The organism is Geodermatophilus sp. URMC 65 (genome assembly GCF_053502545.1).
On record NZ_CP199954.1, the window covers coordinates 1,534,514 to 1,554,087 of the forward strand.

22 protein-coding genes are annotated in these 19,574 nt (G+C 74.4%); 6 read left to right on the forward strand and 16 right to left on the reverse strand.

The window, feature by feature from the left end; all coding sequences use genetic code 11:
- The first annotated feature begins 138 nt into the window (after window positions 1-138).
- Entirely contained in the window at window positions 139-441 is a 303-nt protein-coding gene (locus ACWIX7_RS07380; protein ID WP_448620900.1) for a hypothetical protein, read from the forward strand.
- Between the two features lie 67 nt (window positions 442-508).
- Here ACWIX7_RS07380 and ACWIX7_RS07385 read toward each other — a convergent pair whose 3' ends face one another.
- The 8 genes from ACWIX7_RS07385 to ACWIX7_RS07420 form a co-directional block, all read right to left on the reverse strand.
- Complete coding sequence (locus ACWIX7_RS07385; RefSeq protein ID WP_448620901.1) at window positions 509-1,594, reverse strand: catalase family protein; 1,086 nt, start codon at window positions 1,592-1,594, stop codon at window positions 509-511.
- 5 nt (window positions 1,595-1,599) lie between these two features.
- Entirely contained in the window at window positions 1,600-3,213 is a 1,614-nt protein-coding gene (locus tag ACWIX7_RS07390) for a peroxidase family protein (RefSeq protein ID WP_448620902.1), read from the reverse strand.
- Window positions 3,214-3,504: 291 nt separating this feature from the next.
- Window positions 3,505-3,972 carry a hypothetical protein gene (locus tag ACWIX7_RS07395; protein ID WP_448620903.1) on the reverse strand — a complete coding sequence of 156 codons (468 nt, stop codon included), beginning with the start codon at window positions 3,970-3,972 and terminating at the stop codon, window positions 3,505-3,507.
- A gap of 73 nt (window positions 3,973-4,045) precedes the next feature.
- Entirely contained in the window at window positions 4,046-4,444 is a 399-nt protein-coding gene (locus tag ACWIX7_RS07400) for a TadE/TadG family type IV pilus assembly protein (RefSeq protein WP_448622138.1), read from the reverse strand.
- Between the two features lie 64 nt (window positions 4,445-4,508).
- Complete coding sequence (locus tag ACWIX7_RS07405; protein ID WP_448620904.1) at window positions 4,509-4,715, reverse strand: hypothetical protein; 207 nt, start codon at window positions 4,713-4,715, stop codon at window positions 4,509-4,511.
- A 29-nt stretch (window positions 4,716-4,744) separates the two neighbouring features.
- Complete coding sequence (locus ACWIX7_RS07410) at window positions 4,745-5,686, reverse strand: type II secretion system F family protein (RefSeq protein ID WP_448620905.1); 942 nt, start codon at window positions 5,684-5,686, stop codon at window positions 4,745-4,747.
- Window positions 5,683-6,540 carry a type II secretion system F family protein gene (locus ACWIX7_RS07415; RefSeq protein ID WP_448620906.1) on the reverse strand — a complete coding sequence of 286 codons (858 nt, stop codon included), beginning with the start codon at window positions 6,538-6,540 and terminating at the stop codon, window positions 5,683-5,685. Before ACWIX7_RS07415 ends, ACWIX7_RS07410 begins: the two co-directional genes overlap by 4 nt.
- Window positions 6,541-6,613: 73 nt before the next feature.
- Window positions 6,614-7,855, reverse strand: a complete 1,242-nt coding sequence (locus ACWIX7_RS07420) for a CpaF family protein (protein WP_448620907.1) — start codon at window positions 7,853-7,855, stop codon at window positions 6,614-6,616.
- A gap of 665 nt (window positions 7,856-8,520) precedes the next feature.
- On the opposite strand from ACWIX7_RS07420, the gene ACWIX7_RS07425 reads away from it, so the two are divergent.
- Window positions 8,521-8,919: an MmcQ/YjbR family DNA-binding protein gene (locus ACWIX7_RS07425; protein WP_448620908.1), complete on the forward strand. Its 399-nt coding sequence runs from the start codon at window positions 8,521-8,523 to the stop codon at window positions 8,917-8,919.
- The gene (locus ACWIX7_RS07430) at window positions 8,889-9,728 is read left to right on the forward strand and encodes a glycoside hydrolase family 16 protein (protein WP_448620909.1); all 840 of its coding nucleotides are present in this window, start codon (window positions 8,889-8,891) and stop codon (window positions 9,726-9,728) included. Before ACWIX7_RS07425 ends, ACWIX7_RS07430 begins: the two co-directional genes overlap by 31 nt.
- A gap of 75 nt (window positions 9,729-9,803) precedes the next feature.
- On the opposite strand, the gene ACWIX7_RS07435 is transcribed toward ACWIX7_RS07430, so the two are convergent.
- A complete protein-coding gene (locus ACWIX7_RS07435; RefSeq protein ID WP_448620910.1) occupies window positions 9,804-10,307 on the reverse strand; it encodes an OsmC family protein in 504 nt (167 codons plus the stop codon).
- A gap of 70 nt (window positions 10,308-10,377) precedes the next feature.
- The gene (locus ACWIX7_RS07440; protein WP_448620911.1) at window positions 10,378-10,956 is read right to left on the reverse strand and encodes a hypothetical protein; all 579 of its coding nucleotides are present in this window, start codon (window positions 10,954-10,956) and stop codon (window positions 10,378-10,380) included.
- Between the two features lie 438 nt (window positions 10,957-11,394).
- On the opposite strand from ACWIX7_RS07440, the gene ACWIX7_RS07445 reads away from it, so the two are divergent.
- Window positions 11,395-11,640: a hypothetical protein gene (locus ACWIX7_RS07445; protein ID WP_448620912.1), complete on the forward strand. Its 246-nt coding sequence runs from the start codon at window positions 11,395-11,397 to the stop codon at window positions 11,638-11,640.
- 179 nt (window positions 11,641-11,819) lie between these two features.
- On the opposite strand, the gene ACWIX7_RS07450 is transcribed toward ACWIX7_RS07445, so the two are convergent.
- Window positions 11,820-12,662, reverse strand: a complete 843-nt coding sequence (locus tag ACWIX7_RS07450; RefSeq protein WP_448620913.1) for a helix-turn-helix domain-containing protein — start codon at window positions 12,660-12,662, stop codon at window positions 11,820-11,822.
- 198 nt (window positions 12,663-12,860) lie between these two features.
- On the opposite strand from ACWIX7_RS07450, the gene ACWIX7_RS07455 reads away from it, so the two are divergent.
- A complete protein-coding gene (locus tag ACWIX7_RS07455; RefSeq protein WP_448620914.1) occupies window positions 12,861-13,532 on the forward strand; it encodes a class I SAM-dependent methyltransferase in 672 nt (223 codons plus the stop codon).
- 31 nt (window positions 13,533-13,563) lie between these two features.
- Here ACWIX7_RS07455 and ACWIX7_RS07460 read toward each other — a convergent pair whose 3' ends face one another.
- From ACWIX7_RS07460 to ACWIX7_RS07475, 4 genes are all read right to left on the reverse strand, one after another.
- The gene (locus tag ACWIX7_RS07460; protein ID WP_448620915.1) at window positions 13,564-14,394 is read right to left on the reverse strand and encodes an alpha/beta hydrolase; all 831 of its coding nucleotides are present in this window, start codon (window positions 14,392-14,394) and stop codon (window positions 13,564-13,566) included.
- A 1-nt stretch (window position 14,395) separates the two neighbouring features.
- Window positions 14,396-15,946 (reverse strand): acetolactate synthase large subunit, encoded by a 1,551-nt coding sequence (locus ACWIX7_RS07465; protein WP_448620916.1) that lies wholly within the window; start codon window positions 15,944-15,946, stop codon window positions 14,396-14,398.
- On the reverse strand, window positions 15,943-16,263 hold the full coding sequence (locus ACWIX7_RS07470) for an EthD family reductase (RefSeq protein ID WP_448620917.1): 321 nt from the start codon (window positions 16,261-16,263) through the stop codon (window positions 15,943-15,945). The genes ACWIX7_RS07465 and ACWIX7_RS07470 overlap by 4 nt, the downstream gene beginning before the upstream one ends.
- Before the next feature lie 93 nt (window positions 16,264-16,356).
- Complete coding sequence (locus ACWIX7_RS07475; RefSeq protein WP_448620918.1) at window positions 16,357-17,295, reverse strand: NADP-dependent oxidoreductase; 939 nt, start codon at window positions 17,293-17,295, stop codon at window positions 16,357-16,359.
- A gap of 132 nt (window positions 17,296-17,427) precedes the next feature.
- Here ACWIX7_RS07475 and ACWIX7_RS07480 point away from each other — a divergent pair, with 132 nt between their 5' ends.
- Window positions 17,428-18,129 carry a DUF4230 domain-containing protein gene (locus tag ACWIX7_RS07480; protein WP_448620919.1) on the forward strand — a complete coding sequence of 234 codons (702 nt, stop codon included), beginning with the start codon at window positions 17,428-17,430 and terminating at the stop codon, window positions 18,127-18,129.
- A gap of 104 nt (window positions 18,130-18,233) precedes the next feature.
- Here the strand turns inward: ACWIX7_RS07480 and ACWIX7_RS07485 are convergent, their stop codons facing one another.
- Complete coding sequence (locus ACWIX7_RS07485; RefSeq protein WP_448620920.1) at window positions 18,234-19,430, reverse strand: acyl-CoA dehydrogenase family protein; 1,197 nt, start codon at window positions 19,428-19,430, stop codon at window positions 18,234-18,236.
- Window positions 19,431-19,574 lie beyond the last annotated feature (144 nt).

Here is a 19,574-nt window from a genome sequence, read left to right on the forward strand (position 1 = left end):
CCGCTAGCGATGTGTCGGGGCGGGCGGTGTATCAGCACGGGTGGCTCCGGCCTCTGTGCAGTACGGAGCTCGTCGGGACCCCGGCCTGGCGTTCTGCGGTCTGCCGGTGTGCGGCCGGGGTGCACGAGGGAGGCGGTCGTGGACGACAACGACGGGTACCGGTGGGACGACGGCCAGCTGATGACGCTCCTGACCGGGGTGCTGGACGACCCCGAGGCCGACTGTGCGGAGGCGCCGACGTCCGCCGCGCGGGACGACGAGCCCGCCGAGCTCTCCCTGGAGGACGTCGTCGCCGCGGGGCGGGCCGCGTTCTGCTGGCTCGACGTGGTCGTCACGGTGCGGGACCTCGCCCGGCACCTGGGGCCGACCACCGGAACCCCGACCGCCGGCGGGTCCGGCTCCCGGCTCGGCCGCTCCCCCACCGGATCGACGACGACCTGAGGGCGCGGGGCGAGCCCCGCTCCGACGTGCGGCGCACCGCGCGGGGTGGGCGTTCGGGGAAGCGCCGTCAGGCCGGGAGCTCCTCGATGCTCGACGGCTCTCGCTTCTGGACCCCGTTCACCGTGTGCCGGAAGTCGCTGGACCCCGCGTACGCCACGCGACGGGAACGCATGATCGAACCCAGGGGTCGGTGGGCCTCCAGCGCGTGCCACGGACTGAACGACAGGACGTCGTCGGCGTAGCGGCGGCGGGCGTCGCTGTACGGGTCCTGGGCCGGCAGGTGCAGGACCGCGACCCGGCGGTGCGGTGACAGCTCCTCGGGCCAGAGCACCGAGGCGTCCTCGATCGGCATCCGGTCGACGTCGACGCACAGCTGTGCGCGCAGTTCGTATTCGGCGCTGTGGCGGGCGAAGAAGTCCGCGACCAGGTCACGCAGCGCTGAGTCCCCGGCGCGCCTGCCCACGCGTCTGCCGGTGAGCGCCCGCACGTCCTCGGACAGCGGGGCGGCCGAGATCTTGGCGACGTGGTCGCCGTAGCGCAGGGCTGCCATCGAGTGGAAGGTCTCCCCGAGGATGTGGTGGTTCGGCGTGGCCAGGACCTCGGCGATCCGCGGGAGCGGGAACCGGAGGCGGGTGAGCACTCGGGCGACCAGCCTGGTGGACCGCTGCCTCAGGTCGCTCTGGCGGTGCTGCCGCTCGAGCACCTTCTGCAGCTTGAGGTACGCGCCGACCGTGCCGAAGGGCAGGGTCGGGTGGTTGACCAGGAGGAAGTCCTGCGTGGTGGCGCCGTCCTCGATGGCCCGGGGACCGTCCACCCCGATCACCTTGATGGCCATCCCGCGCGGGGCGGGCACCCGGTCGGTACGGAGGTCACCGGGTGAGGTCGAGAAGCGCACGATGACCGGATAGGTGCGCGGGGCGGCGAACAGGCCCTGGGCGAGGTGCGCGGGCAGGTCCGGCTCGATGCGCAGCTCGCCGGCGAGGATGCCGTGGCTCTTGGCGTGCGCGTCGCGCAGGCCGTGCCGGTGCTTGGTGGCGACCTGGCGGTTGGCGCGCTCCATCGCCCCGACGATCCGGCGGACCAGTTCCTCCTCGTCCGGGAACGGCCGCTCCAGGTCTTCCCGGTAGCGCACGTAGGGCTGTGCCGTGGTCACGGGGATCACCGTGTCGCCGCCGAGTCGGTACGGGTGAAGGTGACCAGCGGCTCGATGTCCTCGCCGGGGGTGTTCCGGTCGACGAGGTCCTGCAGGCGACTGGTCCGCTTGATCTCACGCTTCCCGACCTTGGAGAAGGTCGAGGCCTTGAAGACGCTCTTCACCAGCAGCGGGTTGGTGAGCGCCTGGGAGAAGGCGTCCACCGCCACCATCGTGCCCATCACCGTGGGCAGCGCGGAGTTCCGCCGCACGTCCTCGGCGAAGAGCCCGACGTACAGCTCGACGTCGTCCACCGACCGGTACCTGGCGGCCAGCGCCCGGCCCACCTCGGGGTCGGCGGAGAAGTCGCGGAAGGACCGCAGCCGCGGGTAGCCGCAGGCCTCGCGGTAGTCGTTGAAGCCGGCCAGTGCCGCCCTCCGGCCGATGGCGATCGTGCGCTCCTCGACCTCCCGCAGGAACTCCGCCGTGTTCCGGATCCCGATCTCGGTACTCGGCTGCCGGGACGCCTCGTCGAAGAGCGCGGCGAGCCCCTTCTCGGGGACGATGTCGGTCTGCCACAGGACCTTCTCAGCCTCGCGTCGCTCCCCACCGACGGCCAGTTCGGTGGGGACGAGCGGGTGCCAGCGGTAGAGCAGGTCGAACTCGATCGACATCCAGTTCTGCCGGTACCACTTCTCCCGGACGCCGATCCCCGGCTCCACGAACAGCTTGAAGTGGAACGGGGTGATGTGGTTGATGTAGTCCTCGATCACGATCTTGAGCAGGATGACGATCAGTGTGTTGCGAGCCGTCTGGAAGAGGCGCTCGTCGTCCCAGTCGGGGTGTTCCTCCGCGATGAGGTCGGCGAGGCGGTTGTGCTCGCGGAGGAACAGCGTGCTGAGCATCACGAAGCCGTAGTGGATGTTGCCCCGCGGGATGCCGAGGGCGAACAGGTTCCGCCCCGGCGCCCCCGTCAGGTCCAGCCCCACGGCCTTCCGGTCGAGCTCGGGGGAGGAGAGCGGGAGGTCCTTGAACTCCGGCTTGACCTGCCCGTCCGGGCCGAAGTAGTAGGGCGGGAACTCGCCGCCGTTGATCTGCTGGCTCTTGAGCCGCCCGCAGCAGTGGGTGCGCAGCAGGTCGGTCACGTCCTCGGTCTGGCCGTAGAGCTGGCTCAGGTCGATCTCGTGGGTGGAGGTGTTCCGCGTCACGTCGTTGGGGTCCGTGCGGAGGAACCCGTCGACGAACCACTGGGCGAAGTGCGAGAACAGCAGGGTCGACTTCGCCGACTCCCGCGGCTCCTTCCTGCAGAACAGCTCCGCGACCGACGCCTCCGGCTCCAGCCGATGCTGCAGCCGGTTGTCCGGCGGCAGGTGCCGGGCGCTGTACGTGCGGTCGGTGAGCGACTCCCACGACGTGTACGGGGTCTTCGTGCTCAGGATGTTCGGCCGCGTGTGCATCTTGTAGACCAGCCGGTTGATGAGCACCCGGTTGGTCGCCGACCGGACCCCGGGCAGCCATCGCAGCAGCGTCCACAGGGGCTCCAGATGGGTCACCGCCCAGAGTTCGGAGCCGTTGCGCCAGCCGTTCGTGCGCCAGTACGACCAGTTCGCTGCGGTCGCGGGAGCCGCCGGAACGCTCATCGCCTCAGTCCTCCACTCGTTGCCACGGCTGAAGTCGACTCCTGATCTCGAACGGAGACCGTCCTCGCACGCGGGTCCACGGAGTCTTCGAGTGTGGCGTCACCAGGCCGTCACCGGGTCGTCACCGTGTCCGCGTAGCGCACCGGGGCGGCCACTGCACCGTCCTCTGCCATGGAGGCGTCACCGCGGTCACCCCTGAGCTGGTCGACCAGGCGGCCCGGCGTCGCAGACGCGGGCGCGCGCGGCGGCGGTGCAGTACCGGCAGCGCGCGAACGAGCCGGCACTGGTCGGTCAGGGATCGACGTAGCGGTCGCGCTCGACGAGGAACTGGCCGGTGGCGGTGTTGGCGTCGACGAACTCCGGCAGCAGCGGGATGCGCACCGTCACGGTCACGCAGACGGAGAACTCCTCCCCACGCGCCAGCGTCGGCGCATAGCCACCCGCCGCGTCGCAGCCGGCACCGGCCGCGGCGTAGGCCACGCGGACGTCGGTGGCCTGCACCGACTGGTCGGCCACCGCCAACCGGGCCGCGGCCTCCGCTCGGGCGGCGCCGGTGACCGGATCCGGTGCGGTGCCCATCGCCCGCCCGGCCTCCCTGGCCGCGGCGGTCGAGGCGAACACTCCGCGCTGCACCGCCGAGAACCCGGCCACGATGTAGACCAGCGGCACGAACACCACGATCGCGATGAACGTGAACTCCACCAGCGCCGACCCGCGCTCCCCGGCGACCATGCCCAGCCGGGCCCGCAGCCACCTCACGCGCCCTCCTCGCTCGCGCTCGTCGGCCGCGTTCGGTGGACCTGCCCTGTCCATGGTGAGCTCGCAAGCTCGCTCACGGTGCCTCCTCCACCGCCCGGCCGGTGACCTCGACCGGCAGCAGCGCGCCCAGCCCGGCCAGCAGCGTGGGCACCGCGCCTGCGCAGCGGACCACCACCAGCGTCAGCCCGCTGGCGTCGACCTCCTGCACCGAGCTGCACACCAGCCCCTCGGCGGTCCGCGGCGAGGTCGCCCGCGTCACCACCGCCACCGTGCGGTCGGCACCGGCCGATGCGGGCACGTCGGCGTTCGCCGCGAACCGGGCGCCCTCCTGCGCGCTGGCGGTCACCACGTTGCGCACGTGCACGTACACCGCCACCTGCAGCACCGCCAGCAGCAGCACCACGACCAGCACCGACACGAACACGAACTCGACGACCGCAGCCCCCCGCTCGCCGCCGTCTGGTGAGGTGATGGAACGGCCCCGTCCCGGGGCCCGCCGCGAGCGGAGCGAGGGGTGGGGAGGACGGGGTCCTTCGTCAGCCACCGGCCGTGACGGAGGCCAGGGCGTTGGTGACCGCGGCGACGATCGCCTCGCGGAACGGGATGAGGATGGCCAGCACCAGCGCCGCCGTCATCACCGTGATCATCACCCAGCCCGGCACGTCACCGCGCTCGGGATCGTCCCCTCGCAGGCGGTCGGTCAGTGCGGCCAGCGCCGCCAGGACCCCCGTGAAGCTCGGCATGCTGCGTCCTTCCTGTCGTGTCCGCGGGCTCATCGCGCCAGCGAGACGATGCTGATCAAGCCGGGGTAGAGCGCGAACAGGACGGTCACCGGCAGCACCAGGAAGACGACCGGCACCATCATCGCGATCTCCTTGCGGCCGCCGGCCTCGAGCAGCCGGCGCTTGCCGGCCTCCCGGACGTCGGCCGCCTGCGACCGCAACACCTCCGCCAGCGGGGTGCCCCGCTCGAGGGCCACGAGCAGGCCGTCGACGAAGCGGGCCAGCGGGTCCAGTGAGGTGCGGTCGGCGAGGTGCTGGAGCGCGTCGGCCAGCGGCACGCCCGCGCGCGCCCGGCCCAGTGCCGCACCCAGCTCGCCGGCGAGCTCGCCGCCCGACAGCCGGGTCACCCGGGCGATCGCCGCGGTCGGGCTCTCCCCCGCCGTCACCGCCAGCGCCAGCAGCTCGGCGACCACGGGGAACTCCGCCAGCAGCAGCTCCTCCCGCCGCTGCACCTGCTGGGTCAGCCACCAGTCGCGGCCGAGGACGCCACCGACCAGCCCGGCCACGCACAGCAGCGCCACCGACAGCACGTTGACGTCCCCGGCCAGCAGGGAGCCGACCGTCGCCAGCAGCGCCGCGCCGAGCAGCCCGAGGCCGCCCCACACCACCTGCTCGACCCGGAAGTCCTCCACACCCGCGTCGCTGCCCAGCGCCTCCAGCCGCCGGCGCACCGCCGTCCGGCCGCCCAGCACCCGGTCGACGAAGCGGGCACCGTCGGCGACCACCGGGCCGAACAGCCGCCGGACGGCGGTGAGCAGCCCGGCCTCGGTCGCCGTGCCCAGCAGCCGGGACGGCGGCGGGGTGTCGTGCACGTAGGGCGCCAGCCGGTCGACCAGACGCACCGAGCGGAACGGCGGCGCGAAGGTGACCACGAGCAGCACGCCGGCCGCCGCGGCCAGCCCCAGCAGCATCCCCGCCAGCGAGGCACTCACTGCAGCACCCGCACGTCCTGCGGCAGCCGGCCGATCCGCAGCATCAGCCGGTACGAGGCCAGGCAGACCGCCGCACCACCCAGCAGGATCGCCGTCCCCAGCGGCGAGTCGTAGGCCTCCAGCGTCGCCGACTGGGTGGCCAGCAGGAGCAGCACCACCCACGGCGCGGCGACGGCCAGCCGCGCGGCCTGCACCACCCAGCCCTGCCGCGTCTCCAGCTCCGCGCGGGCACGGGCGTCCTCGCGCAGGAAGGAGGCCAGGGTGCGCAGCACGCGGCCCAGATCGCTGCCGCCGACCTCGCGCGCCACCCGCAGCGTCTCGACGATCCGGTCGCCGACCGGGTCGGCCAGGTCGTCCTTGAGCCGGTCGAGGCAGTCGCCGAACCGGCCGCTGGAGCGGTACTCGGCGGCGAACCGGGAGAATGGCGGGCGCAGCACCTCCGGCCCGCGGGTCGACAGGGCCGACAGCGCCTCGGGCAGCGAGAGCCCGGCCCGCACGGCGGAGACGAGGTTGTCGACGACCTCCGGCCAGACCTCGCGCAGGTCCGCCCGCCGCTTGACCGCCAGCCGGCGCACCTGGACGACGGGCAGGGCGGCGGCGAAGGCGCCGAAGAGCAGGCTCACCGTGACCGTGCCGGTGGTGAGCAGGACGACGACCGTGGCCAGCAATCCCAGCCCGGCCTGCAGGGCGGTCAGCTGGGCGGCGTTGATGCCCGTCAGCCCTGCCGCGGCCAACTGCTGCTGCCGCCGCGACGGCCTCCGGATGCGGTTCCGTCGCTGCGGGGCGCGCGGGCCGCTGCGCCAGATCAGCAGCAGGCCGACACCGAGCAGCAACCCGAGCAGGGCGCCGGTCACGGCGCCTCCTCGCTGGCGCTCGTCAGCCCCGTGCCCGACGGTGCTGTGTCCATGCGTGACCTCGCATGCTCGGTCACGCCCGCCACCGCGCGTCGTCGAGCAGGGCGGGCAGGTCGAAGCCGTGGGCGGCGAAGCGCTCGGGGTGCGGCGGGTAGCCGGTGCCGCGGACCAGCCGGCCCTCGCGGGTGGTGAAGACGTCGGCGAGCTCGACGACGCCGTCCTCGGCGCGACCCGGGACGGCGACGACCTCGCGCACCCGGCGCCGTCCGTCGGGGTCGCTGCCCACGTGCACGACCAGGTCGACGCTGGCGGCCACCGTGGGGACGACGAACGCGTGGCCGATGTTCTCCCCGGCCAGCAGCGGCAGGGTGCACATCTTCGTGACCGCCTCGCGGGCGCTGTTGGCGTGCAGCGTGCACATGCCCGGCAGCCCGGAGTTCAGCGCGATCAGCAGGTCCAGGCACTCCTCCTGCCGCACCTCGCCGACCACGATGCGGGAGGGCCGCATCCGCAGCGCCTCCTTCACCAGCCGGCGCAACGGGATCTCCCCGGCGCCCTCGAGGTTGGGCTGGCGGGTCTGCATCGCCACCACGTCGGGCAGCGGCACGCGGAGCTCGAAGACCTCCTCGCAGGTGATCACCCGCTCCCGCGCCGGGATCGCCGCGCACAGGCAGTTCAACAAGGTGGTCTTCCCGGCCTGGGTGCCGCCGGCGACCAGCACGTTGAGACCGGAGACCACGGCGGCCTCGAGGAACCGTGCGGCCTGCGGGGTCAGCGTGCCCAGCGCCACCAGCTCGTCGAGGGAGTGCGCCTGCAGCACGAACTTGCGGATGTTGACCGCCATGTGCCGCCGGGTGATGTCGGGGATCACCACGTGCAGCCGCGACCCGTCGGGCATCATCGCGTCGACGAACGGCGTGGACATGTCGATCCGCCGCCCCGAGGTGCGCAGCATCCGCTCCACCAGGTCGGCCAGCTCCCCGGGCGCCAGGATCGTCGTGGTCAGCTCCGACCGGCCGCGCCGCGCCACGAACACCCGGCCCGGCTCGTTGACCCAGACCTCCTCGACCTCCGGGTCGTCCAGCCAGCGCTGCAGCGGCCCGAACCCGGCCACCCGGCCCAGCACGTCACGCACCACCGCGTCCGGGTCACCGATCGGCGGCAGCGCCGAGGTCAGCGACCGCTCGGAGTAGTCGGCCACCACATCGCGCACCAGCAGCCGCACCGGACCGGGGTCGGTGAACGGGTCCAGCCCGCGGCGGCGGATCAGCTCCCGCACCTCGCCGTCGACGACCTCCAGTGCACTGGTCGGCACGGCACCCCCGTCGTCACACCCGGTCAGGACGACGACGGACAGTAGGCCGACGAGCCGGTCCCCGGGCCGGTGTCGCCACGATCTGTGGACGACGGACGCGCAGGCCCACCCGGACGGGTGTCACACCCCGTCCCCCGGCCGCCTGAGGGGTCGTCCCCGCAACCTCGACCGCTGCTTCCTCCTGTGAGCACCGGTGGAGCACGCACGGAGCACGTCTCCTCGCCCGCCACGTGCGGGACGGGCGTGGCTCGGTCCCCGACGAGGGGGCTGGGACGCTCGCCCCCCGCCCCGCATGGTGGGCAGGGGCCGAGGACGCGCAGCCTGGTGTCGGGCGCGGCGGACGGTCAGGTGAGCGGGCTACGGCGACGGGCCGGCTGTCGGCTCTCCGGTAGCGCCGCGGGCGACGGAACCGCCGATCCGCTCCGAGTACTCGACCATCGAGGGCAGCCCGTGCCGGAAGACCGTCGTTCGGTCCAGCGCCGCGGCGTCAGGCCCGAGACGATGCCGGGCAGCCAGGCGCCCGCGAGGAGTCGCCCTCCCTTCCCGCGGGAGGTCCGTGCGGGAGCACCAGCAGGGGGCCGCGACGGTCACCCGCTGCCGCGCAGCGGTGGGCCGAGAGGGCTGAGGACGGGTCCTGGGGCACCCACGACGGCTAGCCTGCCGGCGTGCCCGACTGGGAGGACGTCCGCGCACTCGCCCTCGCTCTCCCCGAGGTCGGCGAGCGGACCTCGCGCGGTCGCCTCGAGTGGCGGGTGCGCGATCGGCTGTTCGTCTGGGAGCGGCCATTGCGCCGGGCCGACCTCGCCCACCTCGGTGACCGGGCACCGGACGCGCCACCGCTGGGCGCGTGGGTGCCCGACCTCGGCGCGAAGGAGGCGCTCCTGACCGACGACCCGGACACCTACCTGACGACGCCGCACTTCGACGGCCACCCGATCGTGCTCGCCCGACTCGACCGCATCGACCCCGGCGAGCTCGAGGGGCTGGTCACCGAGGCGTGGCTGGCCCGGGCGCCCCGGCGGGTGGCGCGCGCGTGGCTCGACGACGCTCCACCGGCCCGGTGAAGCCGCCGACGGCAGGCGCCGGTCGGCTGTACCGCTCCCGGTATGACCTGGAGTTCGCCGAGGACTTCACCGGCACGGAGGTCGACCCGAGCCGTTGGGTGACCCACTACCTCCCTCACTGGACCACTCCCGAGCGGTCGGCGGCCCGGTACGACCCGCTCCCCGGGGTGCTCCGGCTGCGGATCGACGCCGACCAGCCCGCCTGGCGCCCCGACGACGGCGAGCTGCGGGTGTCGAACCTCCAGACCGGGTCCTTCTCCGGCGGGGTGGGCTCCGACCGCGGGACCCACCGCCACCGACCCGACCTCTCGGTCGCGACCGCCGTCCCCACCCGCCGGCTGTACACACCCAGCAGCGGGCTGGTCGAGGCACGGCTGCGGGCGACCCCCGACCCGACCTGCATGCTCGCGGCGTGGCTCGTGGGTCTGGAGGAGGCCGCACCGGACCAGTCCGGCGAGATCTGCATCGCCGAGCTGTACGGCTCCGCCGTCGGCCCGAGCGGCTCCACGGTGCACCTGGGCATCAAGGCCCACCACGACCCCCGGCTCGAGACGGACATGGCCGACGTCGCCCTCGACCTCGACGCCACCGACTGGCATTCCTACGCCGCGGCGTGGGACGCCGGTGAGACGCGGTTCTACGTCGACGATCAGCTCGTCCGGGTGGTCCCGCAGGGCCTCGCCTACCCGCTGGTGCTCATGGTCGACCTGTTCGAGTTCCCTGAGGGGGCCGACCGGGACCCGGCCGCCTACCCGAAGGTCGCCGAGGTCGGCCCCGTCCGCGGGTATCGACCGAGAGCCGATCGGTAGGGACGACGGGCCCACCCCGCCGACCTCCACCCCTGCCCGCATGGTGGACAGGGGCCGAGGACGCGCAACCCGGTGTCAGGCGCGGCGGACCGTCAGGTGCGGCGGCTGGGCCAGCGTCCGGGCCACCACGCAGTAGCGCTCGGTGAGCTGGCCCAGCTTCGCGAGGGTGGCGTCGTCGGCGTCGGTGTCCAGCTCGGCGTCCACGGTGATCGTGCCCATCCCGACCGGTGCCTCCATGGAGACGCCGAGCGTCCCGCGGGCGTCCATCTGGCCGCGCGCGGTCAGCCGGGCCGAGCGGATCTCGACCCCCATCGACGTGGCCACGCTGCGCATCGTCACCCCGGCGCACGCCAGGAGCGCCTGCAGCAGCATGTCGCCGGAGCAGGCGTCGCTGCCGTCGCCGCCGGTCGAGGTGTGCAGCCCGGCGCGGGCGGGGCCGGCCCAGGTCTGCACGGTGCAGGTGACGCCCGGGTCCGCGAAGGCGGCCTCGGCGTGCATGCTCACGCACGCCGATGCCGGGTCGTCGCGGTACTGCTGCTTGAGCGGTGCCTGCAGGTCCCGCAGCGCTGCGGCGTCCATCCCGGCCTCCCCAGTCGTCGAGGCCCCATGCTCGCGGCCGTGAGGGGCACCCGCCACGCGGGAGGACGGCTCAGTCGCCGGCAGCCTCGTCCAGGACGTCGCACAGGTCCACGACGTCGGCCTCGAGCTGCAGGCCGTCCACGGCCGTGGACTCCCCGGTCGCGGGATCGACCGTCAGGCGCAGCAGGATCGTGCCCTCCTCGACGTACATGAGGTGCGGCAGGCCGGCCTCGTCGGCCGCCGCCCGCTCGACGTCGTTGCCGGCCCAGAGCACCGCGGGCCCGTCGACCTCGAAGACCACCTGGGTGCCGTCGGACGTCACCAGGTCCCAGCTGCGACCGGAGACGTCCAGCTCGTCGACGGTGGCGCCGTCGGACTGCCGGGTGAGGTCGACCGTCCGGCCGCCGCGGAACTCGAGGAAGGTGCTGCCGTCGTCCAGGACCTGCTGCCGCAGCTCCGCCTCGCGGACGTCGCCGGCGGCGACCGTGACCACCGATCCGCAGGCCTCCACGTCGACCGCCTCGTAGAACTCCTCCGGGACGGGGACCCACCCCTCGTCGTCACCGGGTGGCTGGGCGTCCGCCGCAGAGGCCACGCCTCCGGACAGGACCATCACCGCCGCCGCCGTTCCCACCAGGACTCGTCGCACCGCGACCACCTCCTCGCCGAGTCGGCTCCTCGGCGGCGGAGGGTAGGGAGGGACGCGGCGGCCCGCGCGGGTCCTAGGGCGGTGGTGTGCGGGTACCCCCGCGTTCCGTCCCCGACCGTGCGGCGGCGGCTACCCGCCGGTGCCGGTCGTCGGTGCCCGCTGCCGGCGAGGACGGGGCCCGCGTCGCACGACCGCTCCTTCGGGGGGGGCGACCCCGGGGGGACAGCGTCCGGCCGGTCGGGGGGAGGCATCCCGTCGATCGGGGGACGGCTCCATCCAGCGGCGGAGTCCTCGGCCAGATGCTGGTCACGCAGGAACGGAACGGCACTCCGATCCGCTGCGGAAGGAGTGTCGACGCGGGCGATCAGCGATCGCTCCGCACATCTCCCACCACGAGCAGGGCCGATCCTGCCCTGCCCCGGAAGACCTGGAGGAACCATGGCCCTCTCCAAGCGACACCTGGTCCTGGCCGCCACCGCGACCACCCTGGGCATCGGCGGCGTGCTGCTGCCGGGCGCGAGCGCGATGGCTGCCACGCCCGAGCAGAGCGTCGCCGTCACGGCGCCGGCGACCGACAGCACCAGCACGACGACCGAGGCCCCCTCCGCGCAGCCGGACACCATCTGCTACGAGGAGTGGTACGTGGACGCCTACGGGAACTACTACTACTGGGTCTGCTGGTGAGGGGTCTCCCGGCCGTGGATGCCCGGGCGGCGTAGCCCCTGGCTGAGGCGGCCGGCCCGGGGACGGCTGCGACCCACGGGACGACCGGAAGGGTGCACCCGGTGCTCGTGCTCTGCGTGCGTCGCACGCAGAGCACGAGCACCGGCGGGCGGCAGCCGCAACGGTCCGGCACCCCTCCCTCAGCGGGAGCGGCCCGCCCGGCGCCACTCCTGCGGCGGGACGCCGTGCGCGGCGCGGAACCGCCGGATCAGGTAACCCGCATCGGCGTAGCCCACCCGGCCGGCCACCGCCTGCACCGTCAGGTCGGTCTCGGCGAGCAGCCGCCGGGCCTCGGCGAGCCGCCGCTCCGTGATCCACTGCTGCACCGTCCGCCCCGTGCGCCGGCCGACCACCGTCGTCAGGTGCCCGGCCGACAGCCCCACCGCGTCGGCCACCTCGCGCAACGAGATCGGTTCGGCGTACCGCCGCTCGATGACGTCGAAGACCGCGGCCAGCAGCGGGTCGTCGCGCAGCCGCAGGGAGCCCGGGACATCGGCCGCCAACCGGGCCAGCTCCACGAGCACCAGGGTCAGCCGGGCCAGCGCGGCCTCGGCGTACCCCTCCCGCCGCTCCTCCAGCTCGCGGTCGAGCTCGGCGAACCGTCGTGACCACGCAGGCCGGTCCGCCTCGGGCACCGACAGCCGCTGGACACCCCCGGCCCGGTGGCCGACGAACGGGAACAGCAGCGGGTGGGCCCGCCAGGACCCGAACGAGCCCGGGCTGCGCCGCTCCACCGCGTCCGGCGGGAAGAGGGCCGACCACACCACGGCCTCGGCGGCGTCCCCGCTCCACTCCGGGGTCACCACCTCCCCCGGTGCGACCACGAGGAGGTCCCCGGTCGTGACCTCCCACCACCGGCCGTCCAGGCACAGCCGCCCGGTGCCCCGCTCGACCAGGCTCAGCACGAGGAAGTCGTGCGCGTGCGCCCCGTGCAGCCGACCATCGACGGGCCCCTGGGTCCCGTCGTGGCGGGTGACGGTCACCGGTGGCCGCCCCGCGACCCGCTCGTACCCGTAGACCGGCGCACCGTCGACCCGGCGCCCGGACAGCGGCCGGCCGACGGGTCGCCGAGTTCCCGAAGATGGTCCCATCCCGACCGATGTACCGCCCTTGTCGTCCAGGTGCCAGCCGTCGAGAGTAGCGATGACGGCCAGAAGATCGTCCAGGACGAAGGGATCGGCATGGGTGGCACGACCGGCAGCACGGGCGCGCGGACGGCGGTGACCGGCGGCGAGCGCAGTTTCCTCCCCGGGACGAGGCACGAGTGGCTGCTGCCGCTCTACGACCCGCTGAACCGGCTGCTCGGCGTCCGGCAGATCCGCCGGCGGCTGCTCGACCAGGCCGGCCTCCGGCCCGGCCAGCGCGTCCTGGAGATCGGCTGCGGCACCGGCGACCTGCTGCTCGCGGCGAAGCGGGCCCAACCCGCGGCGGCCGTCGTCGGACTCGACCCCGACCTCGCCGCACTGGCCCGCGCCCACCGCAAGGCCCGCCGCCGCGGACTGGCCGTCCAGCTCGACCGTGGCTACGCCGACGAGCTGCCCTACGCCGACGACAGCGTGGACGTCGTCCTCTCGTCGTTCATGCTCCACCACGTGCCGGCCGACCAGCGGGAACCGGCGATGCGCGAGGTGCTCCGGGTGCTGCGGCCCGGGGGTGCGCTGCACCTGGTGGACGTCGGCGGGGAGGACGGCGCGGCCCACGGCCGGGGGCACCGCCACCGGCTGACCGGGGAGCACGCCGTCGACGACGTCCCGGGCCTGCTCCGCCGGGCCGGCTTCGCCGAGGTCGAGGAGACCCGCTCCGACGTCCACCGCTGGATCGGCCGGTACACCTCCTACCGCGCGACCGCCTGAGCCCGCCGGCGCGGGACCGGCGACCCCCCGGTCAGCGGCCGGCCAGCTCCACGACCGCGTCGACGAGGGCGTCGCCGTCCAGCAGCACGCGGTCGTTGTGGTCGGCGCCGGGGACCTCCACCAGCCGGTGCAGGCCGGCCGCCGCCGTGGCGACGGCGCGGCTCTGCGCCGGCGGGACGATCGAGTCGGCTCCCCCCAGCACCACCGTGGTCGGCACCCGGATCGCCGCGACCCGCTCCGCCACCGGGTACCGGTCGCGCAGCAGCGCGCGGACCGGCAGGAACGGGTAGTGCTCGGCGCCCACGGCGGCGAGGTCGACGAACGGCGAGCGCAGCACCAGCGCGGCCGGTGGGTGCTGGGTCGCCAGCTCGGTGACGACGGCGGCGCCCAGGCTCTCGCCGAAGTAGAGCAACCGGTCCGGCGGCACCCCGGCCTCCTCCAGCAGGTGGGCGCGGGCGGCGCGCACGTCCCGCGCCAGCCCCTCCTCGCTCGGACTGCCGGGGTTGCCGCCGTAGCCGCGGTAGTCGAACAGCAGCACCGCCAGCCCGCGCCCGGCCAGCGCCGCGGCCAGCGGCGCCCGCAGCCCGCGGTGCCCGCCGTTGCCGTTGGCCACCAGCACGGCGGCCGCCTCCGCGTCGCGGCCGGGCAGGAACCAGGCCCCGAGCCGCAGCCCGTCGGAGGTCTGCAGGACGACGTCCCTCCCACCGGGCAGCACCGCGGCCGCCGCGGGGACCGGGCCGTCGTCGGGGAAGTAGACGAGCCGCCGCTGCAGCCCCCACAGCAGACCGGTCAGCACGGCCAGGACGACGGCGACGACGAGCCCCGCGCGGACCAGGCGCCGCACCGGGCCCCGCGCGGCCACCTCACCTGCGGCCGGGCAGCACCGCGTCGACCAGGTGCGGACCCGGGGCGGCCAGCGCGGCGCGCAGCTGCTGGGCTAGCTCCTCGGCGGTCGTGGCCCGGGTCGCGGGCACGCCCATGCCGGTGGCCAGCGCGACGAAGTCCAGCGACGGCCCGCCCAGGTGCAGCAGCTCGCCGGCGCGCTTGCCGTCCTCGGCCGCCCCCACCCGCGACAGCTCGTGCTCCAGGATCGCGTAGGAGCCGTTGTCGCAGACGACGACGGTGACGTCGAGCTGCTCGCGGGCCATCGTCCACAGCGCCTGGATCGTGTACATCGCGCTGCCGTCGGCCTGCAGCGCGAGCACCGGCCGGTCCGGGCAGGCCACCGCGGCGCCCACGGCCATGGGCAGCCCGTCGCCGATCGCGCCGCCGGTCAGCGCCAGCCAGTCGTGCCGCGGCGCCCCGGCGGTCAGCTCCGCCAGCCCGACGCCGGAGGTCAGCACCTCGTCGACCACGACCGCCCGCTCCGGCAGCAGCGCCCCGACGACGGCCGACATCGCCCGCGGGGTCAGCTGGCCGGTCGGCAGCTCGGGCCGCGAGGCCTCCAGCACCTCGGCTCGCGCGTCCGGTGCCGCGACCTCGGCCAGCACCCGCACCGCCGCGACGCCGTCCTCCCCCGGCGCGGACAGCACGTGCACCGTGCAGTCCTCGGGCACCGGCGTCCCGGGCACGCCCGGGTAGCCGAAGAAGTGCACCGGCGACGCAGCCCCGGCCAGCACCAGGTGGCGGGTGCCGGCCAGCGCGGCGATCGCCATCTCCGGCGGGTAGGGCAGCTTGGGGAGGTCGGGCAGACCGGCACCGCGCACCGCCCGCGCCGAGAACGTCTCGGCCATCAGCCGCGCGCCGGTGCCCGCGGCGACCTGCCCGGCGGCCAGCAGCGCCTCCTCGCTGGCGACGACGTCCCCGCCGAGGAACAGCACGGTGGGCTCGCCGGAGTGCAGCACCGCGGCCACGTCGTCCACCACCGACGGCGGAACCTGCGGAGCCGGGCGCACCGGCTGCGGCGCGGCCGGCTCGGCGCCGTCCTCCCACGAGACGTCGGCGGGCAGCACCAGCGTGGCGATCCCGCGCCGGGCCGACTCGGCGACCGCCTCGGCGGCGTCGGCGGCGACGTCGGCCGGGGACAGCGAGCGGCGCAGCCAGCCCGACACCGCGCCGGCCAGGGCGTCGAGGTCGGACTCCAGCGGCGCGTCCAGCCGCTTGTGCGAGCGGGCGTGGTCGCCGACCACGTTGACCACCGGCGCGCGGCCGCGGCGGGCGTTGTGCAGGTTGGCCAGGCCGTTGCCCAGCCCGGGGCCCAGGTGCAGCAGCGTGGCCGCCGGCTTCCCGGCCATGCGCGCGTAGCCGTCGGCGGCGCCGGTCGCGACGCCCTCGAACAGCGTGAGCACGCCGCGCATCTCGGGGACGTCGTCGAGCGCCGCGACGAAGTGCATCTCCGACGTGCCGGGGTTGGCGAAGCAGACGTCGACGCCGGCGCCGACGAGGGTCCGGATGAGTGCGTGTGCGCCGTTCACCGGGTGGCGTGCACCTCGTCCACCTCGTAGTGCGTCATGGTCGCGCCGCCGGTGGCGAAGTTGGCGACGTCGTCGGCGGCCGCCTTGCCCTCCGAGGAGTTGAACGCGGCACCCATCTCCTGCTCCGACTCGAAGTCCAGCTCGGCCACCAGGTACGGCGCGGGCTGCGACGGGTCCAGCGGCTGCGGCGAGCCGATGGTGTACCGGACCAGGCCGGGCATCTTCGTGGCCAGCGGGATGTGCGTGTCGCGGTAGTACGCGTCGAACGCCGCCGGGTCGTCGGGCTGCCCGTAGCTGACGACGAGTCTGTGCACCATCTACCGACCTCCGCACACGCCGGGCTCCGCTGCCCGGGACCGCCTCCACCCTGTCAGGACAGGACGACCTCCCGCCACCGCGGGGCCCCGACCTCAGAAGGTGAGCACCAGCCGTCCGCGGACGCCGCCGCGCGCCAGCCGCCGGTGCGCCTCGGCGGCCTGCTCGGCGGGCAGCACGTCGGCCACGCGCAGGGTCAGCACGCCGTCCTCGGCCTGCTGGCGCAACCGGTCCAGCGCCGCCCGGTCCTCCGCCACCCGCCGCACCAGCGTGGGGTGCACCCGCAGGCCGCGCTCGCCGGTGCCCCGGTAGCCGCGCACGGTCGCCACCGCGCCGCCGTCGCGCACCGCGGGCAGCACCAGCGCGTCCTGCACCGCGCCGTCGGCCAGCCCGTCGACGCCCTCGGGGAAGTGCTCGCGGATCCGCGCGGCGACGTCGTCCCCCCGGCGGACGACCACGTCGGCACCCAGGTCGCGCACCAGCTGCTCGTCGGCCTCGGACGCGTCGGCTACCACGGTCAGCCCGTCCGCCGTGCCCAGCTGGACGACGTAACCGCCGAACGCACCGGCCGCGCCGGTCACCGCCAGCACCTGGCCCGGCTGCAGCCCCATGAGGTCCAGCGCCAGCCGCGCCGTGAGCCCGTTCATCGGGAGGGTCGAGGCCTCGGCGTCGGAGCTGCCGGCCGGCATGCGGACCACCGAGCCGGCCGGCAGCACCAGGTCCTCGCGGTAGGCGCCGTGCGCGCCCGAGGGGACGACGACCGCCATCACCCGGTCGCCCACCTGCAGGTCGGTGTCGGTGTCCGGGCCGATCTCGGCGAGCACCCCGGCGGCGTCCATCCCCGGCACGTAGGGGAACTGCTGCACCGGGTCGCGCCCGGCGTAGGCGCCCTCGCGCAGGTGCGTGTCGGTCGGGCTGACCGCCGCCGCGGTCACCCGCAGCCGCACCTGCCCCGGCCCCAGCGGTTCCGGCGGGACGTCGACGACGTGCAGGGCCTCCGGCCCACCGAACTCGGTCACCCCGACAGCTCTCATGCCGGAGAGCCAAGCCGACGCCGGCCGGCCCTGTTCGCGCGGGGGCCACCGGCGTGTCGGGAATGGTGGCCGCGGGCACATCGCTGAACACCCAGAGCACCGCACGCCCGCCCCCGACCCGAGAGGCCGAGCATGCCCACGCTGCTGCCGTCCCACCCCGTCTCGCTCGACCCGGCCCCGCGCCGGCGGCGTCGCCTCCGCCCGAAGCTGGTGGCGGCGGGGATCGGCCTGGCGCTGCTCGTGCCCGCCGGCTTCCAGGTGGCCGACTGGCTGCCCGACCAGCCGTTCGGCCAGGACGTCGTCGACACCAGCACCCCTCCGCTGCTGCTGGCCCTCGACGACCTCTCCGAGTACCACGCCGCGACCGGCACCTTCCAGGTCGTCGTCGAGCGCGAGGTGGACACCCGCTACGTCCCCTCGGTGATCAGCGGCGAGGCGGTGAGCTTCCTGGCGACCGGCACCGCCGACGCCTACGTCGACTTCGCGGGCCTGGACGCCGGCCGGGTCACCCTCTCCCCCGACGGCACGTCGGCGACCATCGCCCTGCCCGCCCCGCGGCTGGGCGAGGTGCGCATCGACCCGGGTGCGAGCCGCGTGCTCGACCGCGACCGCGGGCTGGTCGAGCGGGTCGGGGACGCCCTCGGCGACAACCCGGTCGACGACAGCGAGCTGTACGCGCTGGCCGAGGACCGGCTGGCCACCGCGGCCGCGCAGAGCGACCTGCGCGAGCGCGCCGAGGCCAACACCCGCGACATGCTGACCGGCCTGGCCCGCTCGCTGGGCGTCCAGCAGGTCGAGGTCACCTTCGACGAGCCGGCCGACGAGGAGGGCTGAGAGAGGACCTCGTCCCCCTCACCGTGGAAGGCCCCGTCCTCCCCACCCTTCGCAGGCTCAGGGCGGTGCCCGGAACGGGGCCGCGGTCGTGCAGGGGGCCGTCCTCAGCGCTTGAGCGCGTACTCCTTGAGCAGGCCCCGGCTGATGATCGTCTTCTGGATCTCGCTGGTGCCCTCGCCGATGAGCAGGAACGGCGCCTCGCGCATGAGCCGCTCGATCTCGTACTCCTTGGAGTAGCCGTAGCCGCCGTGGATCCGGAAGGACGCGGTGGTCACCTCGGCGCAGTACTCGCTGGCCAGCAGCTTGGCCATGCCGGCCTCGACGTCGTTGCGCGAGCCTGCGTCCTTGAGCCGGGCGGCCTTGACCATCAGCGCGTGCGCGGCCTCGACCTTGGTCGCCATCTCCGCGAGCTGGAACGCGATCGCCTGGTGCTGGGCGATCGGCTTGCCGAAGGTCTCCCGCTGCTGGGCGTAGGCGATGGCCAGCTCGAAGGCGCGGATCGAGATGCCGCACGCGCGCGCGGCGACGTTGACCCGGCCGACCTCGACGCCGTCCATCATCTGGGCGAAGCCCCGCCCGGGCACCCCGCCGAGGACGGCGTCGGCGCCGATCCGGAAGCCGTCGAACACCAGCTCGGTGGTGTCGACGCCCTTGTAGCCCATCTTGTCGATCTTGCCGGGGATGGTGAGCCCGGGGACGACCTCGCCGAAGCCGGCCGGCTTCTCGACCAGGAAGGTCGTCAGGTTCTGGTGCGCCTTCTCCGCGCCCTCGTCGGTGCGCACCAGCGCGGCGACCAGGGTCGAAGACCCGCCGTTGGTCAGCCACATCTTCTGGCCGTCGATGACGTAGCCGTCGCCGTCCCGCCGGGCCCGGGTGCGGATGCCCGCGACGTCGGAGCCCAGCCCCGGCTCGGACATCGAGAACGCGCCGCGGACCTCCCCGGTGGCCATGCGCGGCAGCAGGCGTTCCTTCTGCTCCTGCGTGCCGTGCTGGAGGAGCATGTACGCGACGATGAAGTGCGTGTTGATGACGCCGGAGACGCTCATCCACCCGCGGGCGATCTCCTCGACCACCAGCGCGTAGGTCAGCAGCGACTCCCCCAGACCGCCGTGCTCCTCGGGGATCATCAGCCCGAAGATGCCCAGCTCCTTCAAGCCCTCGACGATCTCGGTCGGGTAGGCGTCGGCGTGCTCGAGCTCCTGAGCGTGCGGGATGATCTCCTTGTCGACGAAGGCCCTGACCGTCGACAGGATCTCCTGCTGGATGTCGGTCAGGTCGGCGGTCTGCGCCAGGCGGGTCATCGCGTCGCTCCTCCGGGGACTCCGGTGTCCGGGTTACCGGTGAGTATGGGACAGGCGCCCGACGGCATCCGTGTGTGCCTGCTCACCCTCCGGCGCCCCACGCGTCTAGCGTTCGCACGACCAGTCCCGACCGCCGGAGGACGA